Here is a 23699-nt window from a genome sequence, read left to right as displayed (position 1 = left end):
AGGCATGCCATCAACCTGCTCTAAAAACTGGCGAATAAAAAAGATGACAAATTGAATTGTCATCTTGTGGGTGATAGTTTACTGAAACAGCATGTCGCGATATAAACCGACAACTTTGCCTAATACAGAGACGTTGTTCAAGATAATTGGCGCCATCGTGTCGTTCTCAGGTTGTAGTCGGTAGTGATCGGCCTCTTTGAAGAATCGCTTGCAAGTCGCTTCATTTTCATCGGTCATGGCAATGATGATATCACCATTGTCAGCGGAACTTTGACGCCGAACAATGACTTGATCACCATTCATGATACCGATATTGATCATACTTTCGCCACGGATGGTGAGCATGAAAAGGTCGCCACCGAATGATTCAAGTTCCTTAGGAATTGGAAAATAATCCGTCGCTTCCTGTACGGCAAGAATTGGTTGGCCGGCGGTTACCGTTCCAAGTACCGGAATTTGATGTGGCGTAGTTTCGACGCCCAGTGCTTCGAAACCGGCTGGCGTTACCTCAATGGCACGTGGCTTAGTTGGGTCTTTTTGGATGTAACCTTTTTTTTCTAGTCGTGAAATGTGGCCGTGAACGGTCGAAGTCGAAGATAAGTCAACGGCTTCACCAATCTCACGAACGGTTGGCGGGTATCCTTTTTCATTGACACGTTCATAAATAAAGCGAAGAACGGCCATTTGTTTGCTTTCCGATGTTTTACTCATCTTGGCACCTCATTTTTTATTTTCATTATTGGTTAAACCAATTGTAGCATAGCGTTTCATAGCTTTCAAACAAATGTTCGGTTGACAAACACTATTAATTGATTTAGGGTCTAATTTCGTGTATATTTCAAGAGTGAAAGGGGCTGCTGATTTGATTTCAAAAGAATTGCTTGCTCGGATCAATGAGTTAGCTCATAAGGCGAAAGCCGAGGGGCTCACCGAGCTAGAAGAAGCCGAACGTCAAGAGTTGCGGCAAAAATACTTGAAGGAATTTCGCGCCGGTTTTCGGCAACAAGTTGAAATGCTTCAGGTTTATGATAAAGATGGTAAAGAGGTTACGCCAGAAAAGGTCCGTCAAGTGCAACGCGATCGCGGTCTTCGAGATGATTAACCGATTTCAGGAAAATTTGTCAACTGACAAATTTTCCTTTTCTTTTATTATTAATTTGTGTAGACTAGTTTAATGAAGACTGTAATAAGGGAGGGGAATGACTGTGTCTACAGGAATTTGGATTTTAATCGTCGTTATCGGCGTATTGGTTGGGTTAACTGGTGGTTTCTTCGGTGCCCGGCACTATATGCAAAATTACTTGAAGCAAAATCCACCAATTAGTGAAGAGATGCTTCGTAGTATGATGATGCAAATGGGTCAACGCCCATCCGAAAAGAAGTTACATCAGATGTTGAATTCGATGAAAGCTGCATCTAAAAACGATAACAAGTAGTAAAAAGTGTCGGCTCGCTTTAAATTGCGATCACCGACACTTTTTTATTATCGAACTTAATGTTTCTGACGGGTTGTAGCAGGATCAACGTATTTGAACGTTGGGTCGATTTGACGATCCAAGTCGTCAAAAGCGTGCAACATTTTAGTCTCAATTTGTTTTTGACCAGCTTCATCCAATTTCAGTTTACGATCAATATCAATCGGTTGACCGAAACGGACGGTAACCCGCTGACGGCTAAAGAGTTGTTTGAAGGTCAATGGGCCTTGGTAAACGGTTGGGACTAGTGGAACACCGGCCATCTTAGCGATGACGGTTGCACCGCCCTTAAGTTCTTGTGAGTGGCGCGTTCCTGATGGAAACATGATTAGTGAAAGCTTACCGCTGCGCAAAAATTTGACGGGGGTCTTGATTGCTGAAGGTCCTGGATGTTGCCGATTGACAGGAAAGGCGTTCGCATGAACGAGAATGAACCGCAGAACGGGATTCTTAAATAGTTCTTCCTTGGCCATAAAGCTAAATTTCATTGGACTGCCAGCCAGTGCATAGTACAACGGGTCAAACCACGTGCGGTGTGGCCCAACTAAGATATAGGCCCCCTCTGGTAGGTTTTCCCGTCCTTGATAGCGGGGCCGACCGTTAATAATGGTGATGATTAGCCGGACTAGTCCGCGCATAAATGAATAAAACATCACGATCTTCCTTTCGTTTAATAACTGCTCACAGTATGACGAAATTTGGCAAATTCTGCAAGTTAATTGTATGATAGCTGTGCGACGAATTGAATGGAGAGGTGGCCGAATATGGCAGACGTCACGTTACACGCCGATGAGCGTATTGATCAATTATATAGTCAAGATATTCAAATCATTCAAAGTTCCCAAGTCTTTGCGTTCTCACTGGACGCGGTTTTATTGGGTGACTTTGCCCAGGTTGCGAAGGGTGCTAAGAGCCAGATTGTGGATCTCTGTGCTGGCACTGGCGCAGTAGGTCTATTCGCCAGTGCCAAAACTCAAGGTCATATTACGGCGGTCGAAATCCAGCCCCGGTTGGCTGAGATGGCCCAACGCAGTGTTATTTTGAACGATTTAACCCAGCAAATGACAGTTCTGAACGAAGACTTATTGGCAATTACGCACCAATTACCGAAGGATTCGGTGGATACCGTCTTGTGTAACCCGCCGTATTTTAAAGATCAACCGCAGAGTGTCAAAAATCCAAATCCTCATTTGGCGATTGCCCGCCATGAATTGTCCGCTAATTTAGATCAGATTCTAGCGGTAACTAGTGATTTGTTGAAAATGAATGGTAAAGCCTATTTTGTGCACCGTCCTGAACGTTTGGATGATTTATTCAGTGCGATGGCGGCCAATCGGTTGGCACCCAAACGGATGCGGTTCGTCCACCCGAAAGCACAACGGGAAGCGAACATGGTTCTAATCGAAATGATCAAGGACGGGAAACGCAACGGTGTTCGAATCATGCCGCCGCTTGTCGTTTATCGTGATGATGGTGAATACGGGGAAGAGGTGCACACGTTACTCTATGGCAAGCACAAGTAAGCCGGCTGCGTCCACGACGGCAATCAAAAAATATTATTTTTATGTACTATTATGTGCTGATCAAACGTTGTATGGTGGTTTTACGGATAACTTGCAGCGACGATTAGCAACGCACAATGCGGGCAAAGGGGCTAAATATACGCGGGTCAGATCACGGCGGCCTTTGCAATTAATTTATCATGAAACTTTCACTGACAAATCAAGTGCGTTAAAGGCTGAATATGCCTTCAAACACCAATCGCGAGCTGCCAAGCTAAAATACTTGTCAGCTCACGATGTGAAAATTTAGCGAAGTTTTCACAATTTATGATTCTATTTCTCGCATTTACTGTTATAATATTTACTGTATCAATATATAGGAGGAATTTTTGTAATGAAAATTATTGCATATGCTGTACGTGATGACGAACGTCCATTCTTCGATACTTGGATGAAAGAAAACCCAGATGTTGAAGTTAAATTAGTTCCAGAATTACTTACTGAAGACAACGTTGACTTAGCTAAAGGCTTCGACGGTGCCGATGTATACCAACAAAAGGACTATACTGCTGAAGTATTGAACAAGTTAGCCGACGAAGGGGTTAAGAACATCTCTCTTCGTAACGTTGGTGTTGATAACTTGGACGTTCCTACTGTTAAAGCACGTGGCTTAAACATTTCTAACGTACCTGCATACTCACCAAATGCGATTGCTGAATTATCAGTAACGCAATTGATGCAATTATTACGTCAAACCCCATTGTTCAACAAGAAGTTAGCTAAGCAAGACTTCCGTTGGGCACCAGATATTGCCAAGGAATTAAACACCATGACTGTTGGTGTTATCGGTACTGGTCGGATTGGCCGTGCTGCCATCGATATTTTCAAAGGCTTCGGCGCTAAGGTTATCGGTTACGATGTTTACCGGAATGCTGAACTTGAAAAGGAAGGCATGTACGTTGACACCTTGGACGAATTATACGCCCAAGCTGATGTTATCACGTTACACGTTCCTGCATTGAAGGATAACTACCACATGTTGAATGCGGATGCCTTCAGCAAGATGAAAGATGGCGCCTACATCTTGAACTTTGCTCGTGGGACACTCATCGATTCAGAAGACTTGATCAAAGCCTTAGACAGTGGCAAAGTTGCCGGTGCCGCTCTTGATACGTATGAATACGAAACTAAGATCTTCAACAAAGACCTTGAAGGTCAAACGATTGATGACAAGGTCTTCATGAACTTGTTCAACCGCGACAATGTTTTGATTACACCACATACGGCTTTCTACACTGAAACTGCCGTTCACAACATGGTGCACGTTTCAATGAACAGTAACAAACAATTCATCGAAACTGGTAAAGCTGATACGCAAGTTAAGTTTGACTAATCTCGATTATCACTGAAAATGGCGTCACTCATCTGAGTGACGCCATTTTTTATACTTTCATCTAATGGGGCCTTTTTGAAGCGTTAACCCCAAGCGTACTTTCAATGCTGTTATTATCCATAACAAAAAGCCCACAATCGAGCTGGTTGCACGACTGTGGGCTTCACAAGTAAGCGATTTTGTTAGCGATAACACAATTAAGTGTTGCTAGGTAAAGGTCTTGCTAGCACGTACTTACCGTGGTTGTTACCAGCATAAGTTGCTCGTAGCTTTAACGCCAGTATGCGTCTATGAAGCGCTGGCGGCTTGAAGAAGTGCTAGCAATAGTTCATTTAGTTCCGCTGGACTCTGGATGATTTGATCAGGAATTACGCTCGGTGTCACCTGGTCATTGCGCCGGTGATTAAACCAAAAAGTTTGCCACCCAGCGTGTTTGGCACTGGTCATGTCGAGTGCTGCATTGTCACCAACGTAAACGGCTTCGTTGGCCTTGATGCCAACCTGATGGGCCCACGTCGTGAAAATCGATGGGTCGGGTTTAGCAATACCCAATTCTTCTGAGATAAAGATGTTATCCGGATGCACGAAATGTTCAATTTGTAATTGATGTAACTTTTGATGCTGAATCGGCGCTGGCCCGTTGGTAATGATACCAATTTTAAATGCGTGACTGAGCTTGGTCAGCGTCGCACTCAGCCCATCGAAAAGGCAAATCTGATTTAGTTCCTGCTGATAGGCCATTTCAAATTGGATAGCCCGATCAGTGCTGATGTGGACTTTGCTGGGTGCTAACGCGTGTCGAATACGGGCGGTTTGCCACGCTTCCAGCGTCATAGTTGTATCAGTGACCTGGTTAAAGGTACGGTCATTAAAATCATGGAACCGGTTAAAAATTTGTGCCAATTCAGTGCTGCTCAAAGCCTGGTTAAAAGTTTTAGTTAAGGCAGCAGTGAACGGTGATTTTTGATCATACAACGTATCGTCAAGGTCAAAAATGATGGCTTTTATCATTATTAAGTGAGCCCCCTATGCGAGATTGTATTTTAACACACTTTCAGGAATTCACAAATTCTTGATGAAATTGCTTGCAAGCACTAGTAATTTTCGGTATACTAATTTTCGGTGTTAAAACCAATTCACACCTACTGCGATAATCATGGCGGTGCTCGGGAGAGTGCCATGATTAGTTGAACGGTGGGGAGGAATAAAACAAATTTTTTGGAGGCACATTTATTATGGCTGTTATTTCTATGAAACAATTGCTTGAAGCCGGTGTCCATTTCGGTCACCAAACTCGTCGTTGGAACCCAAAGATGAAACCATACATCTTTACGGAACGGAACGGCATCTACATCATTGACTTACAAAAGACGGTCAAGATGATCGACTCAGCTTACAACTTCGTTAAGGATGCTGCGGCTGATGATGGTGTTATCTTGTTTGTTGGGACTAAGAAACAAGCCCAAGATTCAATCGAAGAAGAAGCAACCCGTGCAGGTCAATACTACGTTAACCATCGTTGGTTAGGTGGGACTTTGACTAACTGGAACACCATCCAAACACGGATCAAGCGTCTTAAAGACTTGAAGAAGATGGAAGCTGATGGCACCTTCGAACGGTTACCTAAGAAGGAAGTTTCATTATTAATGAAGCAACGTGCCAAGCTTGAAAAGTTCTTGGGCGGTATCGAAGACATGCCTCGGATTCCAGATGTAATCTTCATCGTTGATCCTCGTAAGGAACAAATCGCCGTTAAGGAAGCTCAAAAATTGAACATTCCGATCGTTGCGATGGTTGATACGAACACTGATCCAGATGACATCGACGTTATTATTCCTTCAAACGATGACGCAATCCGTGCCGTTCGTTTGATCACTTCTAAGATGGCTGATGCTGTCATTGAAGGTCGTCAAGGTGAAGACGAAGATGTTACTGAAGATTCTTTCAAGGACAACAAGGACGCTAAGAAGTCCGTTGACTCATTGGAAGACATCGTTGAAGCTGTTGAAGGCGACAACGACGCCAAGTCTGACAAATAATTAATTGAAATAATTAGGCTGCCTAAAAATCGCGGACCATTACGGCCTGATTTTGCGGGCAGCTTTTTATCTAAAATCAAGATACTCAAAGGAGAGTAAACTATGGCAAAGATTTCTGCAGCACAAGTTAAAGAACTTCGTGATAAAACCGGTGTTGGTATGATGGACGCTAAAAAGGCGTTAGTTGAAACTGAAGGCGACATGGAAAAAGCCGTTGACGTTTTACGTGAAAAAGGGGTTGCTAAGGCCGAAAAGAAGAGTGGCCGGGTTGCTGCCGAAGGGATTGCTGCTGTTGCAATCAAGGACAACAAAGCTGCCATTGTTGAAATCAACTGTGAAACTGATTCAGTTGCTTCAACTGACAAGTTCAAAAACTTGGTAACTGAAGTTGCCGACAAGATCGCTGAAGAAGAACCAGCTTCCGTTGACGACGCCTTAGCTTTGAAGACGGCTAACGGGACGGTTAAAGATGACGTCATCGAAACGACTCAAGTAACTGGTGAAAAGATCAGTCTTCGTCGTTTCCAAGTTGTTGAAAAGGGTGCTGACCAAAGTTTTGGTTCATACATCCACAACGGTGGCCAAATTGCAGCCTTAGTTGTCTTAGACGGTGCTGACAGTGCTACTGCTAAGGACGTTGCCATGCACGTCGCTGCTATCAATCCTGAGTATGTTAACCGTGAACAAGTTCCTGCTGACCGGTTAGCTCATGAAAAAGACGTGCTTGTTAAGGAAGCCTTGAATGAAGGTAAACCTGAAAAGATCGTTGAAAAGATGGTTGAAGGCCGTTTAAACAAGTGGCTTTCAGAAATCAGCTTGGATGACCAAGAATTCGTTAAGGATTCTGATCAAACTGTTGCGCACTTTGTCGAATCAAAGGGTGGCAAGGTTAGCTCATTCATTCGTTTTGAAGTTGGCGAAGGAATCGAAAAGAAGGCTGATAACTTCATCGATGAAGTTATGAACCAAATTAAAGACTAATTACTGACTAAGGGATTAGCTAATTGGGGATTACGACGGAAAGCAATTTTCGGCGTAGTCCCTTTTTGTAAAGTAACGGGTTGAAGCCGCTTTAAAAAGAGAATTCGGTTAATTTTTGCGCCGGATTACGGCTGGATACCAAACGCTTATTGAAATATATGGTAAAATGATAGACAGATAATTTCGAGGAGGACAAAACGATGTCGGAAGTTAAATATAAGCGTGTAATCCTAAAACTGAGTGGGGAAGCCTTAGCTGGTGAGAAGGGCTTTGGAATCAATCCCCCCGTCATTAAAACGGTGGCAGAGGAACTTAAGGACGTCTATGACATGGGCGTACAAATTGCAATCGTCGTTGGTGGTGGCAATATGTGGCGTGGCGAAGCTGGTGCCCAGATGGGTATGGAACGGGCCCAAGCTGATTATATCGGCATGTTAGCCACGATTATGAATGCCTTGGCACTCCAGGATAATCTCGAATCAATTGGTGTGCCGACCCGGGTTCAAACATCCATTGAAATGCGACAAATCGCGGAACCATACATTCGGCGGAAGGCAATGCGCCATCTTGAAAAACGCCGGATCGTTATTTTTGCCGGTGGTACCGGGAGTCCATACTTCTCAACGGATACGACCGCCGCATTACGGGCCGCTGAAATTAATGCGGATGCGATTTTGATGGCCAAAAATGGCGTCGATGGTGTTTACTCGGCTGATCCTAACAAGGATGCTAGTGCAGTTAAATTTGATACGCTTACCCATCTCGACATTATCAACAAAGGGTTACAAGTGATGGATACTACGGCAAGTTCCTTATCGATGGATAATGACATTCCTGTCGTGGTCTTTAACTTGAATGAACCTGGAAACATTCGGAAAGTCGTCGCCGGTGAACACATCGGGACAACAGTCAGGGGGAAATAATATGGCAATTACGGAACCAATTTTAAAAGAAGCACAGGAACGGATGAAGAAGGCGGAAGCTGCTTTACAACGCGAGCTCGGTAATATTCGGGCTGGCCGGGCTAACGCATCATTATTGAATCGGATTTCTGCAGATTATTACGGTGCGCAAACACCACTTAATCAGATGGCGGCAATTACGGTACCCGAACCACGGGTCTTAATGGTGACCCCATTTGATAAGAGTGCCCTTAAAGAAATCGAAAAGGCTATTTTAGCGTCAGACCTCGGTATTAGCCCAGCTAACGACGGTTCTGCGATTCGGTTAGTTATTCCACAATTAACGGAAGAACGGCGTAAAGAACTTGCCAAGGACGTTAAGGCGGAAGGTGAACGTGCCAAGGTCGCCGTTCGAAACGTGCGTCGTGATGCAATGGAAGCCTTGAAGAAGGGCCATAAAGATGGTCAATTCACTGACGACCAGTTACATCAGTTAGAAGACCAAGCCCAAAAGTTAACGGATCAAGCGGGTAAGGACGTCGACGCGATCGTTGCGGACAAAGAAAAAGAAATTTTGGAAGGTTAATGACCGACCAATTTATTAAGGCTTGGAGAAATTCAAGCCTTTTTTTGTTGACGAATAGTTAATTAGTGCTTTTTTTGGTAAAATAGTGCATAGTTAAGCTATTTTTATGGAGGTGCGCCTTGTTCGCTTTTTTTAATAAGAATGATCCTGCAGATAACACCGACGTGCAATTGGATCCTGAACGTATTCCAGCCCATGTCGCCATTATTATGGATGGCAATGGGCGTTGGGCCAAAGCACGGCATTTACCACGGGTTGCTGGCCATAAGGAAGGTATGAACACGGTCAAAAAGATTACGATTGCCGCAAGTGATTTGGGCGTTAAAGTCCTGACGCTTTACGCGTTTTCAACTGAAAATTGGAAGCGGCCAACTGATGAGGTTAATTACCTCATGCAACTGCCAGTGAGTTTCTTTGATACTTTCGTACCGGACTTGATAAAAAATAATGTGCGGGTGCAAGTCATGGGCTACGTTGATCACTTGCCAGAAGCAACGCAAAAAGCAGTCCAAAATGCGATTGCAGATACCAAAGATTGTGATGGGATGGTGCTGAACTTTGCTCTCAACTATGGTTCACGGGCCGAAATCGTGACCGGGGTGCAAAAAATTGCCCAGCAAGTGCAAGATGGTCAATTGGCGGTTGGTGATATCGATGATGCAACCATCGACGCAGCACTGATGACGGCACCACTTGCGCCATACAATGATCCAGATTTGCTGATTCGCACGAGTGGTGAAGAACGCATTTCAAATTTCTTAATGTGGCAGATTGCCTACAGTGAACTGGTCTTTACTGATGTGAAGTGGCCGGATTTCACAGCGGCTACCCTTCAAGCCTGTATCGCGGATTTTCAGAGCCGTGATCGGCGCTTTGGTGGGTTGTCGGATCATAAATAAAAGGGAGTTTTTGGTATGAGACAACGAGTCATTACGGCTGTCGTTGCGTTAATTTTATTTATCCCAGTCATTTTTGTGGGCGGGGTAACCTTAGATATTGTGGCCATGCTGTTAGGGGCCGTTGCGATGAGCGAGTTACTCGTGATGCGTAAAAAATTATTGATTTCATTTGAAGCAATCGTAAGCATGCTTGCAGTTATGATTCAAATTGCACCGAATAACTGGTTCAATGGCTTACCAGACCAATTAAACAAGGAGTACGTGGTTTACTTCTTAGTTATCTTGCTACTGTTACACACTGTGTGGTCGCGGAATCGCTTTTCATTTGATGATGCCGGAATGTTGACGTTAGGCGTCCTGTACATCGGGATGGGCTTCAACTACTTCACGGCTGCGCGGGGTGTCAGTGTTTACATGTTACTCTTCCTGATGTTCATTGTCTGGCTGACAGATAGTGGGGCTTACATGGTCGGACGCAAACTGGGTCGGCATAAAGTCACACCGATCAGCCCCAATAAAACATGGGAAGGTTGTATTGGGGGTAGCGTGATTGGTGTGATCGTTGCCAGTGCCTTTGCAATTGGGTTTCACGTCGGCTATGCTAGCGTCATCAGTATGGTACTGATTACTTTAGTCTTATCAGTAGTTGGCCAGTTTGGCGATTTAGTAGAATCCGCGTTGAAGCGTTACTATGGTGTTAAGGATTCTGGTAAGATCTTGCCGGGACATGGCGGTATCCTAGATCGATTTGATAGTATGTTATTAGTTTTTCCAATTGCACATTTATTCGGCCTCTTTTAAGCTGAGTACCCGAAACGCGGGAGAAAGGAGCGCTTAATTGATCGTTACAATTATTACGTTCATTATCGTTTTCGGAATCTTGGTCATCGTCCATGAATTTGGGCACTTTTACTTTGCCAAAAAGGCTGGGATTCTAGTGCGTGAATTTTCTGTCGGGATGGGGCCCAAGGCGGTCGCGTTTCGTCGTAATGCAACAACTTATACGTTACGGTTTCTGCCAATCGGTGGTTACGTACGGATGGCCGGGGTGGCCGATGATGAAGATGAAGAACTCAAGCCCGGAACGCCAGTTAGTTTGCAAATTGGTCCGGATGGTATTGTTCATTCAATCAATGCTAGTAAGAAGACAACGTTGTTCAATGGAATTCCACTGTCAGTGACGGCGACTGATCTCGAAAAAGAACTCTGGATCGAAGGTTATGAGAACGGGGACGAAAGTGAAGTTAAACACTACGCCGTCGATCATGACGCTACGATCGTTGAAAGCGATGGTACCGAAGTTCAAATTGCACCGGTCGACGTCCAATTTCAATCGGCCAAGTTATGGCAACGAATGTTGACGAATTTTGCCGGACCGATGAATAACTTCATTTTGGCCATCATTACATTTGCAATTCTTGCCTTTATGCAGGGTGGTGTTACGAGTACAACGACCCACGTAGCGGCGACGACAGCAGACTCAGTTGCCCGTACGGCCGGTATTCAAAAGGGCGATCAAATCGTGGCGGTTAACGGTAAAAAAATGACGAGTGCCCAATCGATTTCGCTGTTGATTCAAGACAGCCCGAAGCAACGGTTGACTTTGACCATCAACCGGGCCGGTCAGACTAAAAAAATTGCGGTTACCCCTGCTGCCAAGACGGTCTCTGGTAATCGAATCGGTCAAATCGGGGTCCAATGGGCGACTAAGACCGACACGAGCCTGGGGGCCAAGTTAGCATACGGCTTTACTGGTTCGTGGGGAATTACCAAACAAATTTTTCAAGTGCTTGGTCGGATGGTCACTCACGGGTTCAGTTTGAACGATTTAGGTGGGCCGGTGGCAATCTTTGCCACGACCTCGCAAGCCGCTAAGTCCGGGGTGCGCACGGTGATATATTTGCTCGCCGTGCTGTCGATCAACCTTGGAATTGTTAATTTATTACCGATTCCAGCACTTGATGGTGGTAAACTATTATTAAACATTGTTGAAGGCATTCGGGGTAAACCACTACGGGTGGAAACGGAAAGTGTCATTACCTTGATTGGTTTTGGCCTCCTGATGTTATTAATGATTCTAGTAACTTGGAATGATATTCAGCGATATTTCTTCTAAGTGATATTTAATTTGGAACAATAAGGAGAAGATTTGTAGATGAAACAGTCGAAATTGTTAATCCCAACACTCAAGGAAGTGCCTAATGATGCCGAAGCCTTGAGTCATCAAATGATGTTACGGGCGGGCTATATCCGACAAATTTCAGCCGGAATGTACGCTTATTTGCCATTGGCTTACCGCGTATTGACGAATATTGAAAAAATCATTCGGCAAGAAATGGAAAAAATTGATGCAGCGGAAATGCTGGTACCAGCAGTCATTCCAGCTGAGTTGTGGAAAGCAACTGGGCGTTATGAGACATACGGTCCAGAACTATTCAAGCTGAAGAACCGCCATGACCGAGAATTTATCCTTGGCCCCACGCACGAAGAAACGTTTACGTCAATTGTTCGCGATGAAATCAAATCGTATAAACGGTTGCCATTGACTTTGTATCAAATCCAGGCTAAGTATCGTGATGAAGATCGGCCACGTTATGGGTTACTTCGTGGGCGTGAGTTCATCATGAAGGATGCCTATTCATTTCACGCGGATGAGGCCTCATTAGATGACACGTTCCAAGATATGGCGCAAGCTTATCAGAATATTTTTGAGCGGGTCGGCTTGAAGTTTCGTTCAATCATTGGTGATGGTGGGGCGATGGGTGGAAAGGATTCCCGTGAATATTCGGCCATCGCACCGGTTGGTGAAGATACAATTGTTTATTCGGATGCGAGTGATTATGCGGCTAATCTTGAAATGGCTCGGAGTTTATACGTCCCAAAGAAGTCACATGCTTCGTTAAAGGATATGGAAAAGATCGATACTCCCGGAGTGGGCACGATCGACGAACTGGCTGAGTTCTTAAAAGTTGGTGCTGACCAACTGGTTAAGAGTATTCTGTTTATTGCAGACGATCAGCCAGTAATGGCACTGGTTCGTGGCGATCATGAAGTCAACGATGTTAAGTTGAAGAATTACCTTGGTGCGGATTTCTTGGAAATGGCTACGCCAGAACAAGCCCAACAATATTTGGGCGCTAGCTTTGGTTCACTCGGCCCAGTTAACGTTCATGATGACGTTAAAATTGTCGCTGACCAGTATGTGAAGGACATGGTCAACATTACGGTCGGGGCTAACGAAGACGGTCATCACTTCACGAACGTCAACCCTGAACGTGATTTCCACGCGGAAGCTTACGTTGACATTCGCTTTGTTCAGGAAGGTGAGTTATCACCAGATGGTGCGGGCGTCTTGAAGTTCACCAAGGGTATCGAAATTGGACATATTTTCAAACTTGGCACCCGTTATTCTAAAGACTTGCACGCAGAAGTCTTGGATGCCAATGGACGTAATATTCCGGTAATTATGGGCTGCTATGGGATTGGTGTCTCACGGTTGTTGTCTGCCATCGCTGAACAACGCGCTGATGAAAATGGGTTGATTTGGCCAAAAGCAATTGCACCATTTGATGTGCACGTGATTCCGGTTAACCCGAAGAAAGCGGACCAGGTTGAGGTTGCCGACCAAGTTGAAGCACAATTAGAAGCCGCTGGGTACAACGTTTTGTATGATGATCGGAAGGAACGTCCTGGTGTGAAGTTTGCTGATTCCGACTTAATGGGCATTCCTGCTCGGATTACCATTGGGAAAAAGGCCAGCGAAGGAATCGTCGAGATCAAGCTTCGCCAGACTGGTGAGACTTTGGAAGTTAAACAGGAAGAAATCGCCAACAACTTGGCCGTTCTGCTCAAGAATATCGATTAAAATGCTGCAAAACTAAGTTAATAAAAATATGGCAACTACCCGTTGATAGTCGCCAACAACAATCACCTGGTTAGATTCCGTTGACTGGGTGATTTTTGTTTGCCGATTAATCACGTGGCTCAACGGTCAGACTGTGATAAAATAGTAACGTTTCAAGTGAACGATTTGTGCGTTCACTGAAGATTATTTCAGATGCCGTTAATCGCCGAGGCATCACGGTCTCGGTTAAGCAAACTGACAAAGTAGTGCCAACTGTGGACCGCGGCCCTGAGCACTTAATTGGGGTTCTAGTTAATATTAAAAGTCTTGCTTGGCGTTGGGTTAGTTGTTAGCGACTAAGTCATCGTTGAAACGGGATTCTGTTTCTAGTGGGTCACGGTTAGCAGCTTTTGATTTTAAGATTGGATTTGCTTTAATATATATGCAAGCGCAAATTAACAAGTACGGTGCGTGTCTTACTAACTGATTGTAATCAACAAAAGGAGGACCACTGGTGAGTTTAAACCAACAAGAAATGTTCGAGAAGTTACTCGAACAAATTGAAATGCCAACGGGTCCTGAATTTACAGAAGCAGCGATCGATAAATTGACCGTTCATCAAGCTTCCAAGGTTTGGGAATTTCATTTGCATTTCCAACATGTTTTACCTTATACACAATTTATGACTTTTCAAAACAAACTCCAAATCGCCTTTAAAGAAATTGCACGCGTGACCTTTACGATCGTGACTGATGATACCGAGGTCAATGGTCGTGAACTAGCTGAATACTGGGAATGGATCGTTCAGCACAGTGGGATCAAGTCGCCCCTGGTCCAATCATTGTGTAACAGCAACGTGCCGACTTATGAAGATGGTCGGGTCATTTTGTTGGCTGAAAATGAAGTTATTCAAAATTTTCTAACTAACCAAGCATTAGGGCCGATTGAGAGTACCTATCATCGCTTGGGCTTCCCGAAGTTCTCCGTCCACACGATGATTGATGAGAGTGCTTCACAGGCGAAGATCAAGGAATTTCATGAACAAAAAGCGAAGTCTGATCAAGCGTTGGCTCAAAAAGCGGAAGCGGCTATCAAAAAGGCCAATGAGAAACGGCAAAAGCAGGCGGATGCACCAGCACCAATTGATGGTCCTGTCCAATTAGGCAAGCAGATCAACCCGCAAGAGCCGGCTAAACAGATGGTCCAAATTACTGAAGAAGAACGGTCGGTCGTCGTGGAAGGCTATGTCTTCGATATGGAAGTGCGGACGTTGCGTTCCCAGCGGCAGTTATTGATTCTAAAGGTGACCGACTATAGTTCGTCAATGGTCGTCAAGAAGTTCTCACGGAATGCTGATGACGAGGCACAATTCGCGGCACTGAAGCCTGGAATGTGGGTACGTGTACGTGGTTCTGTGCAGGAAGATAGTTTTATGCGCGATTTAACGATCAATGCGTATGATATTAACGAAACGTCGCATGCCAGTCGGCAAGACACGGCGCCGGCAGATGAGAAGCGGGTTGAATTGCACTTGCATTCTAATATGAGTCAGATGGATGCAACCAACAGTGTCAGTGATTATGTCAAACAAGCCGCTAAATGGGGCCATCCGGCGATTGCGATTACGGATCATTCGGGGGCACAGGCGTTCCCAGAAGCGTTTGCGGCTGGTGAAAAAAATAATATCAAAATTTTATACGGTGTCGAAGCTAACATGGTTGATGACGGGGTGCCGATTGCTTATAATGACGCCCACGTTGATTTGAAAGAGTCCACCTACGTTATTTTTGATACTGAAACAACGGGGTTGTCCGCCATTTATGACCGGGTCATCGAATTGTCAGCGGTTAAGATGGTCAAGGGGAACGTCGTTGATCAGTTTGAGGAATTTATTGACCCTGGTTTTCACTTGTCGGAAACAACCACTAATTTGACGAGTATCACCGATGATATGGTGCGGGGCTCTAAATCGGAAGAAGAAGTGTTTAAACTTTTCCGCGAATTTTATGGTGATGCAATCGTGGTCGGTCATAACGTCACCTTTGATATTGGCTTTATGAATACGGGCTATGCCCGGCATCACATGGGGCCGATTACAAATCCAATTATTGATACGTTGACGCTGGCGCGGTGGCTGTATCCGAATTTACGCGGGTACCGCTTAAACACCCTAGCCAAAAAATTCAACGTTAATTTGGAGCACCATCACCGCGCCATCTATGATGCTGAGACGACTGGTCATTTGAACCACCTGTTTTTGAAAGATGCGGAGGACCGTTATCAGGTTCAATTCCACGATCAGCTGAATGATCATATGAATGAAAATGCGGCTTACCGCCATGCCCGGCCATTTCATGCGACATTGTATGCGCAAACCCAAGCGGGGTTGAAAAATCTCTTCCGAATTATTTCCTTGTCGAATGTTGAGTACTATTACCGCGTGCCCCGTGTACCCCGCAGTGTTTTAAACAAATATCGGGATGGCATCCTGGTCGGTTCGGCTTGTTCTAGTGGTGAAGTCTTTACTGCAATGATGCAAAAGGGGAAGGAAGAGGCCCGACAAAAGGCCGGCTACTATGACTTCCTGGAAGTACAACCGAAACCGGCATATTCGGCGCTGATCGAGAGTGGTTTGATTGCTGATACGGATCATTTGGAAGAAATTATCAGCAACATGGTGGAACTAGGCCATGAGATGAATATCCCGGTTGCTGCTACGGGGGATGTGCATTATCTGAATCCTGAGGATAAGATTTATCGTAAGATTTTGATTCATTCACAGCCCGGTAACCCGTTAAATCGGACTGAACGGCCAGACGTGCATTTTCGCTCAACGGATGAGATGCTTAAAGATTTCGATTTCTTAGGTACGGAGACGGCACATGAGGTCGTGGTTGACACGCCCCGCGCGCTTGCTGACCAATTTGAAATCGTGCGACCGGTCAAGGATAAGTTGTATACTCCGCGGATGAAGGGTGCCGAAGCGGAAATCGAAAAACTGACGATGGATCGTGCCCATGCGTGGTACGGTAATCCGTTGCCAGAAATCGTCCAAAAACGAGTGGATAAAGAACTCAAGAGTATCATCGGTAACGGGTTCTCGGTCATTTACTTAATTGCCCAACGCCTAGTATTTAAGAGTAATAAAGATGGTTACTTGGTTGGGTCTCGGGGGTCAGTCGGTTCGAGTATCGTAGCGACGCTGTCTGGGATTACTGAAGTGAACCCGATGCCACCGCATTATCGGTGTCCAAATTGTCAGTACTCGCACTTTTATACGAATAACGAGTATGGATCGGGCTATGATTTACCACCTAAGGATTGCCCTGAATGTGGGACTGACATGGTGCGTGATGGGCAAAACATTCCCTTCGAAACGTTCTTAGGATTTTATGGGAACAAGGTGCCGGATATTGATTTGAACTTCTCTGGGGACTACCAACCCATTGCCCATAATTACACCAAAGTTTTGTTCGGTGAGAAAAATGTGTACCGAGCCGGGACAATTGGAACGGTCGCTGATAAGACTGGTTATGGTTATGTCAAGGCGTATGAACGGGATACGAATCAAACACTTCGTTCGGCGGAAGTTGACCGATTAGCAAAGGGAACGACTGGCGTCAAACGGACGACTGGGCAACATCCGGCCGGTATTATCGTTGTGCCGGATTACATGGATATTTATGATTTCACGCCCGTCCAGTATCCGGCTGATGATCAGAGTGCGGCCTGGCAAACGACCCACTTTGATTTCCATTCGATTCATGATAATATTTTGAAAATTGATATTCTGGGACATGATGATCCGACGATGATTCGAATGTTACAAGATTTGTCGGGTGTCCAACCTGAGAGTATTCCACCAGTTGATCCGCACGTCATGAAGATTTTCTCCAGTCCTGAAGTTTTAGGAGTCACAGAAGACCAGATTTTCTCGAAAACGGGGACGCTGGGAATTCCAGAATTTGGGACGCGGTTTGTCCGTGGGATGCTCGAAGAGACTCACCCATCCACGTTTAACGAATTACTTCAGATTTCAGGACTTTCACACGGGACTGACGTGTGGTTAGGAAATGCTGAAGAATTGATCAAGGATGGCACGGTTACGCTGGCCGAAGTTATTGGTTGTCGTGATAACATCATGACCGACTTGATTCACTACGGCATGGAATCTGATATGTCTTTCCAAATTATGGAACACGTGCGGAAGGGTCGGGGGATCCCGGATGAATGGCAACAAGCAATGAAGGATGCCAACGTTCCCGACTGGTACATTGAATCTTGTCTAAAGATCAAGTATATGTTCCCGCGGGCCCATGCGGCAGCCTATATCTTAATGGCGTTGCGGGTGGCTTACTTTAAAGTGTACTTCCCGTTGATTTATTACACGGCTTATTTCTCAGTCCGTGCTGACGATTTTGACCTGGTTGCGATGGCCCATGGTAAAGATGCTGTCAAAGCGTCAATGAAGGCGATCACTGACAAAGGGATGGATGCTAGCGCCAAGGAGAAAAACTTACTGACCGTTTTAGAGTTAGCCAACGAAATGTTGGAGCGGGGCTTTAAATTCTCCATGGTCGACCTTGACAAATCTGATGCTTCGGATTGGCTGATCGATGGTGATACGTTGATTGCGCCGTTCCGAGCAGTTCCGGGGTTAGGGTTGAACGTTGCCAAGCAAATCGTTGCTGCCCGAGCGGACAAGCCGTTCCTGTCGAAGGAAGACCTGTCTAAGCGTGGAAAAGTGTCGAAGAGTTTGATCGACTTTATGACTGAAAATGGTGTGTTAAGTGATTTGCCAGATGAAAACCAACTCTCGTTGTTCTAGAAAACACGACAATTGTTAAAGTTTGATGAATTTTTGCGGTGGTTGATGCATTTAACAGCACTCAGACAGATTTATCTGATTTAGGGCCTGTAATGTTGATACACCGGCAATTGTCAGGCTGTTGAAGCGGAAGTTTACTGTGACTTGAAAGCTAACGGCTAAATGCTATAAATGGCGTAAACTTGCGGTTTCAACATAATTGTGCTAATATATGGGTTGTAATTTAAAACTCGTTAACGAGTGAGCAGCGATGCTCACTCTTTTTATTGGACTAATCTGAATAGGAGGCGCAGCCTTGAGTAGTAATGTTGTTGAAACCATTCAGCCAGTGGCCGCAGCCATTGTCAGTGCTCACCAGTTTGAACTCGTGGATCTTGAATTTGTTCGCGAGGGTCAAAGCTGGTATTTGCGATTATACATTGACAAACCGGGCGGCATTAATATTGAAGAATGTGCAATGGTTAGTGATGAACTTAGTGAAAAGCTAGATGCGATGGAGCCTGATCCCATTCCCCAAGCTTACTTTTTGGAAGTTTCTTCTCCTGGTGCGGAACGCCCATTGAAGAAGGAAGCAGATTTTCAAAATGCTATTGGTAAGTACGTGCACGTTGGCTTATACCAGAAGTTGGATGGCAAGAAAATTTTTGAAGGTGATTTGACAGCGGTGACGCCGACCACTTTGACCATCGATTACTTGGATAAGACACGTCACAAGACGGTGACGATCAACCGAGAACAAATCTCACAAGCCCGCTTAGCGGTAAAGTTCTAAATAAGTAAAGGAGTCTACACATGAGCAAGGAATTATTAGGGGCCTTAGACACCCTCGAATCAGAAAAGGGCATTAAAAAAGAAGTTGTCATCGAAGCCTTAGAAGCGGCACTCGTTTCAGCCTATAAGCGTAATTATGGCCAGGCTCAAAACGTTGAAGTTGACTTTGACCAAATTAAGGGTAATATTCACGTTTATGCCGTTAAAGAAGTGGTTGAAGACGTCTTTGATTCACGTTTAGAAGTTAGTTTGCAAGATGCATTGGCTATCAACCGAGCCTACGAAATCGGTGATGATATTCGATTTGAAGTAACACCGAAGAACTTCGGCCGAATTGCAGCGCAGACGGCTAAGCAAGTCATCATGCAACGAGTTCGTGAAGCAGAACGTGGCATTATTTATGACGAATACAGCCAGTATGAAAATGAAATCGTCACTGGTGAAGTTGAGCGCCAAGATAACCGATTTGTCTACGTTAGTTTGGGCAAAGTAGAAGCGGTCATGGGTCGTTCTGATCAGTTACCTGGTGAAGTTTATCGGATTCATGACAAAATTAAGGTTTACGTCTCGAAAGTTGAAAACGCAACGAAGGGCCCCCAAGTATTCGTTTCGCGGACTGCACCAGATTTGTTGAAACGTTTGTTTGAACAAGAAGTTCCTGAAATTTTCGATGGCATCGTTGAAATCGTTTCGATTGCACGTGAAGCCGGTGATCGGGCGAAAGTTGCTGTTCGTTCAAACAATCCTAACGTTGATCCAGTCGGTACCTGCGTCGGTCCCAAGGGACAACGGGTTCAAACGATTGTCAATGAATTACACGGCGAAAATATGGACATCGTGGAATGGACGGATGATCAAGCCGTATTTATCGCGAATGCATTGAACCCAGCGGAAGTTTTGGATGTTATTTTTGATCCTGAAAATGAGCGGGGTTGTACCGTGGTCGTTCCAGATTATCAATTATCATTGGCAATCGGTAAGCGTGGTCAAAATGCTCGTTTAGCTGCTAAATTGACCGGGTTCAAGATCGATATTAAATCGGAAACCGAAGCTTCTGATATAATGGATGCAAACCCTGATGATGTTGCAGTTGCCGAAACGGAAACGACTGAAGCAGCATCAGACGCGGCAGTGCAGTCCGATACCGGCGAAGATGAGGAACCAGCAACGTCCGACGCAGCCGTGGCGACGCCTGCCTCAGAAACTGCTGTGGATGAATCAGCAAGTGACGCTGAATAAGTTCGTCACTAAGTGAGTGAAGTAACTAAAGGAGGTCTGGGATTATGAAAAAAAGAAAAGTGCCGTTACGAAAGGACATTGTGACGGGTGAAATGCATCCCAAAAAAGACTTAGTCCGGGTCGTTAAGAATAAGCAGGATGAAGTGTCCGTTGATCCGACTGGTAAAAAGCCGGGACGCGGCGCCTACATTGCCTTAGACGTACAAGTTGCACAACGTGCCAAGCAAGAAAAGACTTTTGATAAGGCGTTTGGTATCAAAGTGGGTGCAGACTTTTACGATGAGTTAGTGGCTTATGTTGATCATCAACAAGCCCGAAAGGAACTCTTCGGAAATGACGCCTAAGCAAGCTTGTTTAAACCTACTGGGCCTTTCACGGCGTGCCAGCAAGCAAATTGCAGGCGAAGGGCTAGCCCTGGCTGCAATTCGTAATCAGACGGCTAAACTGGTCTTTATTGCCAGCGATGCCGGTTCCACGACTGCCAAAAAGTTTCATGATAAGGCCCAATCTTATGATGTTCCAGTGATCGATACCTTTACTAAAGCAGAATTAAATACGGCTACTGGTAATAAGCGCACTGTTTATGCAATTACCGATGCCGGATTTGCCAAGAAAATGGTGGCGATCATGACACAGTAAAGGAGGGTGAAGATATGGGGAAAAAGCGAATTTATGAGTTAGCGAAGGAGCTCAACGTCCCAAGTAAACAGCTGATTGCGCAAGCACAGCAGTTGGGATTCTCCGTCAAAAATCATATGTCGACACTCGGTGACAGTGAGGCGCGCCAGTTACAAGGCACGACCACAGTTACCCATCCTAAATCTCAACCGGCTCCAGCTAAAACGAGTCGGGCTACGCAAGCCGTAGCAAAAAATGTGACACGAACTGCTAATCAGCAGCAATCCAACTCGCGTCATCAACAGAGTGGTGATTCTTTGAATAATAATCGTAATAATAACCAAAATAATAGTCAAAGTCGTAATAGTAACGGTAATCGAAGCAATAACGGCGGTAACCGTACTAACAGTAATAACGGCAATCGTTCGGCCAATGCTTCACGGAGCAACAGTGCTCGTAATAACGGTGGGAGCAATACGAACCGGTCTAACAACAATAATAATAATAACCGGTCTAATAATAACAATCGCTCAAATACGAGTAACAACCGCACCAACAATACTGGTAATCGAAGCAATAATGGTGGTCAGAACCGGAACAACAACCGGACTACGATGAACAACAATAATAACAACAGTAACCGGAGCAATGGGTCGAATAATAGTTCGCGTAATGGCAGCGGCCGCTTTGGTGGTAGTTTGAATAGCAACAATAACGGTGGTGGTCGTTATCGTGGCGGTAACAACAATAACCGTCGGCGTAACAACCGGAACAATAAGAGCCGGAACAATAAGAATCAACGGATCCGCCAGGTCAATAATAAGCCAGCGCCAGTTCGTAAGGACAAGCCGTTGCCAGAAACACTGGTTTACACGGTCGGCATGAATGCCCAGGATTTGGGTAAATTATTGCACCGTGAACCTGCTGAAATTATCAAGAAGTTATTCATGTTAGGTGTTGCAGTTAACCAAAATCAGTCCTTGGATAAAGATACGATTGAAATCTTAGCCACTGATTACGGGATCAATGCGCAAGAAAAGGTCCAAGTTGATGTGACCGATTTGGACAAGTTCTTTGATGATGAAGTTAATAATACCGACAATTTGGCGCCACGGGCACCGGTTGTTACGGTCATGGGACACGTTGACCATGGGAAGACGACCCTATTGGACCAATTGCGGCATACTCACGTTACAGAGGGCGAAGCCGGTGGGATCACTCAGGCTATTGGGGCTTACCAAGTTAAGCATGATGGTAAGGTTATTACATTCCTGGATACGCCAGGACATGCGGCCTTTACTGAAATGCGGGCGCGTGGTGCTGACATCACCGACATCACCGTGTTAGTTGTTGCTGCTGATGATGGGGTCATGCCACAAACAATCGAAGCCATCAACCATGCTAAGGCTGCTAAAGTACCAATCATCGTTGCCGTTAACAAGATTGATAAGCCGGGTGCCAACCCTAACCACGTGATGGAACAATTGACTGAATATGGTCTGATTCCTGAAGATTGGGGTGGCGATACGATCTTTGTTCAGATTTCAGCGAAGTTCGGTAAGAACCTAGATGAATTGTTGGATATGATCTTACTTCAGTCAGAAGTGCTCGAATTAACGGCCAACCCTAAGCAAAATGCTGCGGGATCTGTATTGGAAGCTAGTCTTGACCGTGGAAAAGGTTCTACCGCAACGTTACTTGTTCAACAAGGGACCATGCATGTTGGTGATCCAATTGTTGTGGGGAATACTTACGGAAAAGTCCGGACAATGACCAATGACCATGGTAAGCGGATTAAGGAAGCCGTGCCATCGACGCCAATTGAAATCACTGGTTTGAATGATGTGCCGGATGCTGGTGATCGCTTCGTGGTCTTTGATGATGAAAAGACGGCCCGTGATGCTGGTGAACAACGTGCTAAGCAGGCATTGATGGAAGAACGGAAGCAAACTGCTCACGTCACCTTGGATAACTTGTTTGATTCAATGAAACAAGGTGAACTTAAGGAAGTTGACGTGATTATTAAGGCTGATGTTCAAGGTTCTGTTGAAGCTTTAGCTGGTAGTTTACGTAAAATCGACGTTGAAGGTGTGCGGGTCAATATCATCCATACAGCGGTTGGGGCGATCAACGAAAGTGACGTGGCCTTGGCGGAAGCAAGTAACGCGATTATTATCGGGTTCAATGTGCGGCCAACACCACAAGCCAAAGCCCAAGCCGATACTGACGATGTTGATATTCGCTTGCATCAAGTTATCTACAACGCGATCGATGAAATCGAGAGCGCGATGAAGGGAATGCTCGAACCAACTTATAAAGAAGAAATCACTGGTCAAGCCGAAATCCGTGAAATCTATAAGGTTTCTAAGATCGGTACGATTGGTGGTGGGATGGTCACTGATGGTGTCATCCACCGGGATTCTGGTGTGCGGGTCATTCGTGATGGTGTCGTTATTTATGATGGCAAGTTAGCTAGCTTACGGCGTTTCAAGGACGACGTTAAGGAAGTTAAACAAGGCTTTGAACTTGGGCTTCGAATCGAAGATTACAACGATATTAAAGTCAACGATGTCATTGAAGCTTACGTGATGAAGGAAGTTCCAGTTGAATAACCTTTAAAAG

Annotated in this window: 22 protein-coding genes; 19 read left to right on the top strand and 3 right to left on the bottom strand. The window is 45.1% G+C overall.

Translation table 11 applies throughout. The annotated features are described in order from the left end of the window. Positions 1-78: 78 nt before the first annotated feature. Positions 79-711 carry a transcriptional repressor LexA gene (gene lexA / locus MZO41_RS08785; protein WP_003640747.1) on the bottom strand — a complete coding sequence of 211 codons (633 nt, stop codon included), beginning with the start codon at positions 709-711 and terminating at the stop codon, positions 79-81. 151 nt (positions 712-862) lie between these two features. Here lexA and MZO41_RS08780 point away from each other — a divergent pair, with 151 nt between their 5' ends. Together MZO41_RS08780 and MZO41_RS08775 are read left to right on the top strand one after the other, a co-directional pair. After that, entirely contained in the window at positions 863-1102 is a 240-nt protein-coding gene (locus tag MZO41_RS08780; protein ID WP_003644501.1) for a DUF896 domain-containing protein, read from the top strand. A gap of 97 nt (positions 1103-1199) precedes the next feature. Next, entirely contained in the window at positions 1200-1436 is a 237-nt protein-coding gene (locus tag MZO41_RS08775; protein ID WP_003640745.1) for a YneF family protein, read from the top strand. A gap of 56 nt (positions 1437-1492) precedes the next feature. Here the strand turns inward: MZO41_RS08775 and MZO41_RS08770 are convergent, their stop codons facing one another. Then, the gene (locus MZO41_RS08770) at positions 1493-2128 is read right to left on the bottom strand and encodes a lysophospholipid acyltransferase family protein (RefSeq protein ID WP_003645630.1); all 636 of its coding nucleotides are present in this window, start codon (positions 2126-2128) and stop codon (positions 1493-1495) included. A 111-nt stretch (positions 2129-2239) separates the two neighbouring features. On the opposite strand from MZO41_RS08770, the gene MZO41_RS08765 reads away from it, so the two are divergent. The 3 genes from MZO41_RS08765 to MZO41_RS08755 all read left to right on the top strand — a co-directional run bounded on the left by MZO41_RS08765 (position 2240) and on the right by MZO41_RS08755 (position 4370). Further along, entirely contained in the window at positions 2240-2998 is a 759-nt protein-coding gene (locus MZO41_RS08765) for a tRNA1(Val) (adenine(37)-N6)-methyltransferase (protein WP_013355612.1), read from the top strand. Next, positions 2982-3287: a GIY-YIG nuclease family protein gene (locus tag MZO41_RS08760; RefSeq protein ID WP_003640742.1), complete on the top strand. Its 306-nt coding sequence runs from the start codon at positions 2982-2984 to the stop codon at positions 3285-3287. The genes MZO41_RS08765 and MZO41_RS08760 overlap by 17 nt, the downstream gene beginning before the upstream one ends. Positions 3288-3371: 84 nt before the next feature. Next, complete coding sequence (locus MZO41_RS08755; RefSeq protein WP_003640741.1) at positions 3372-4370, top strand: D-2-hydroxyacid dehydrogenase; 999 nt, start codon at positions 3372-3374, stop codon at positions 4368-4370. Positions 4371-4658: 288 nt separating this feature from the next. Here the strand turns inward: MZO41_RS08755 and MZO41_RS08750 are convergent, their stop codons facing one another. Continuing rightward, positions 4659-5381, bottom strand: a complete 723-nt coding sequence (locus MZO41_RS08750) for an HAD family hydrolase (protein ID WP_003640740.1) — start codon at positions 5379-5381, stop codon at positions 4659-4661. Between the two features lie 224 nt (positions 5382-5605). Here MZO41_RS08750 and rpsB point away from each other — a divergent pair, with 224 nt between their 5' ends. The 14 genes from rpsB (at position 5606) to infB (ending at position 23689) form a co-directional block, all read left to right on the top strand. Continuing rightward, positions 5606-6409: a 30S ribosomal protein S2 gene (gene rpsB / locus MZO41_RS08745; RefSeq protein WP_003640739.1), complete on the top strand. Its 804-nt coding sequence runs from the start codon at positions 5606-5608 to the stop codon at positions 6407-6409. A 102-nt stretch (positions 6410-6511) separates the two neighbouring features. Beyond that, positions 6512-7390 (top strand): translation elongation factor Ts, encoded by an 879-nt coding sequence (gene tsf, locus MZO41_RS08740; RefSeq protein WP_003644498.1) that lies wholly within the window; start codon positions 6512-6514, stop codon positions 7388-7390. A 200-nt stretch (positions 7391-7590) separates the two neighbouring features. Continuing rightward, positions 7591-8313 carry a UMP kinase gene (pyrH, locus tag MZO41_RS08735; RefSeq protein ID WP_003640737.1) on the top strand — a complete coding sequence of 241 codons (723 nt, stop codon included), beginning with the start codon at positions 7591-7593 and terminating at the stop codon, positions 8311-8313. A 1-nt stretch (position 8314) separates the two neighbouring features. Next, a complete protein-coding gene (frr, locus tag MZO41_RS08730; protein ID WP_003640736.1) occupies positions 8315-8878 on the top strand; it encodes a ribosome recycling factor in 564 nt (187 codons plus the stop codon). A gap of 119 nt (positions 8879-8997) precedes the next feature. After that, entirely contained in the window at positions 8998-9777 is a 780-nt protein-coding gene (gene uppS, locus MZO41_RS08725; RefSeq protein ID WP_003640735.1) for an undecaprenyl pyrophosphate synthase, read from the top strand. A gap of 15 nt (positions 9778-9792) precedes the next feature. Then, positions 9793-10578 (top strand): phosphatidate cytidylyltransferase, encoded by a 786-nt coding sequence (locus tag MZO41_RS08720; protein WP_003640734.1) that lies wholly within the window; start codon positions 9793-9795, stop codon positions 10576-10578. A gap of 37 nt (positions 10579-10615) precedes the next feature. Then, positions 10616-11893, top strand: coding sequence for an RIP metalloprotease RseP (gene rseP, locus MZO41_RS08715; RefSeq protein ID WP_003640733.1), 1278 nt, complete (start codon positions 10616-10618; stop codon positions 11891-11893). A gap of 39 nt (positions 11894-11932) precedes the next feature. After that, positions 11933-13642 (top strand): proline--tRNA ligase, encoded by a 1710-nt coding sequence (locus MZO41_RS08710; protein WP_003640732.1) that lies wholly within the window; start codon positions 11933-11935, stop codon positions 13640-13642. A gap of 493 nt (positions 13643-14135) precedes the next feature. Beyond that, the gene (locus MZO41_RS08705) at positions 14136-18449 is read left to right on the top strand and encodes a PolC-type DNA polymerase III (protein WP_003640729.1); all 4314 of its coding nucleotides are present in this window, start codon (positions 14136-14138) and stop codon (positions 18447-18449) included. Positions 18450-18744: 295 nt separating this feature from the next. After that, positions 18745-19221: a ribosome maturation factor RimP gene (gene rimP, locus MZO41_RS08700; RefSeq protein ID WP_003640728.1), complete on the top strand. Its 477-nt coding sequence runs from the start codon at positions 18745-18747 to the stop codon at positions 19219-19221. 20 nt (positions 19222-19241) lie between these two features. Then, positions 19242-20459, top strand: coding sequence for a transcription termination factor NusA (gene nusA, locus MZO41_RS08695; protein WP_003640727.1), 1218 nt, complete (start codon positions 19242-19244; stop codon positions 20457-20459). A 44-nt stretch (positions 20460-20503) separates the two neighbouring features. Beyond that, the gene (gene rnpM / locus MZO41_RS08690; RefSeq protein ID WP_003640726.1) at positions 20504-20803 is read left to right on the top strand and encodes an RNase P modulator RnpM; all 300 of its coding nucleotides are present in this window, start codon (positions 20504-20506) and stop codon (positions 20801-20803) included. Further along, positions 20793-21098: a L7Ae/L30e/S12e/Gadd45 family ribosomal protein gene (locus tag MZO41_RS08685; RefSeq protein ID WP_013355610.1), complete on the top strand. Its 306-nt coding sequence runs from the start codon at positions 20793-20795 to the stop codon at positions 21096-21098. Before rnpM ends, MZO41_RS08685 begins: the two co-directional genes overlap by 11 nt. 14 nt (positions 21099-21112) lie before the next feature. After that, on the top strand, positions 21113-23689 hold the full coding sequence (gene infB, locus MZO41_RS08680) for a translation initiation factor IF-2 (RefSeq protein WP_022637968.1): 2577 nt from the start codon (positions 21113-21115) through the stop codon (positions 23687-23689). The last annotated feature ends 10 nt before the right edge of the window (positions 23690-23699 follow it).

Origin of the sequence: Lactiplantibacillus sp. C232, assembly GCF_023806725.1 — a bacterium.
GTDB lineage: Bacteria > Bacillota > Bacilli > Lactobacillales > Lactobacillaceae > Lactiplantibacillus > Lactiplantibacillus plantarum.
The sequence above is the reverse complement of the archived record's forward strand: the minus strand, read 5'-3'. Positions and strand labels throughout refer to the sequence as shown.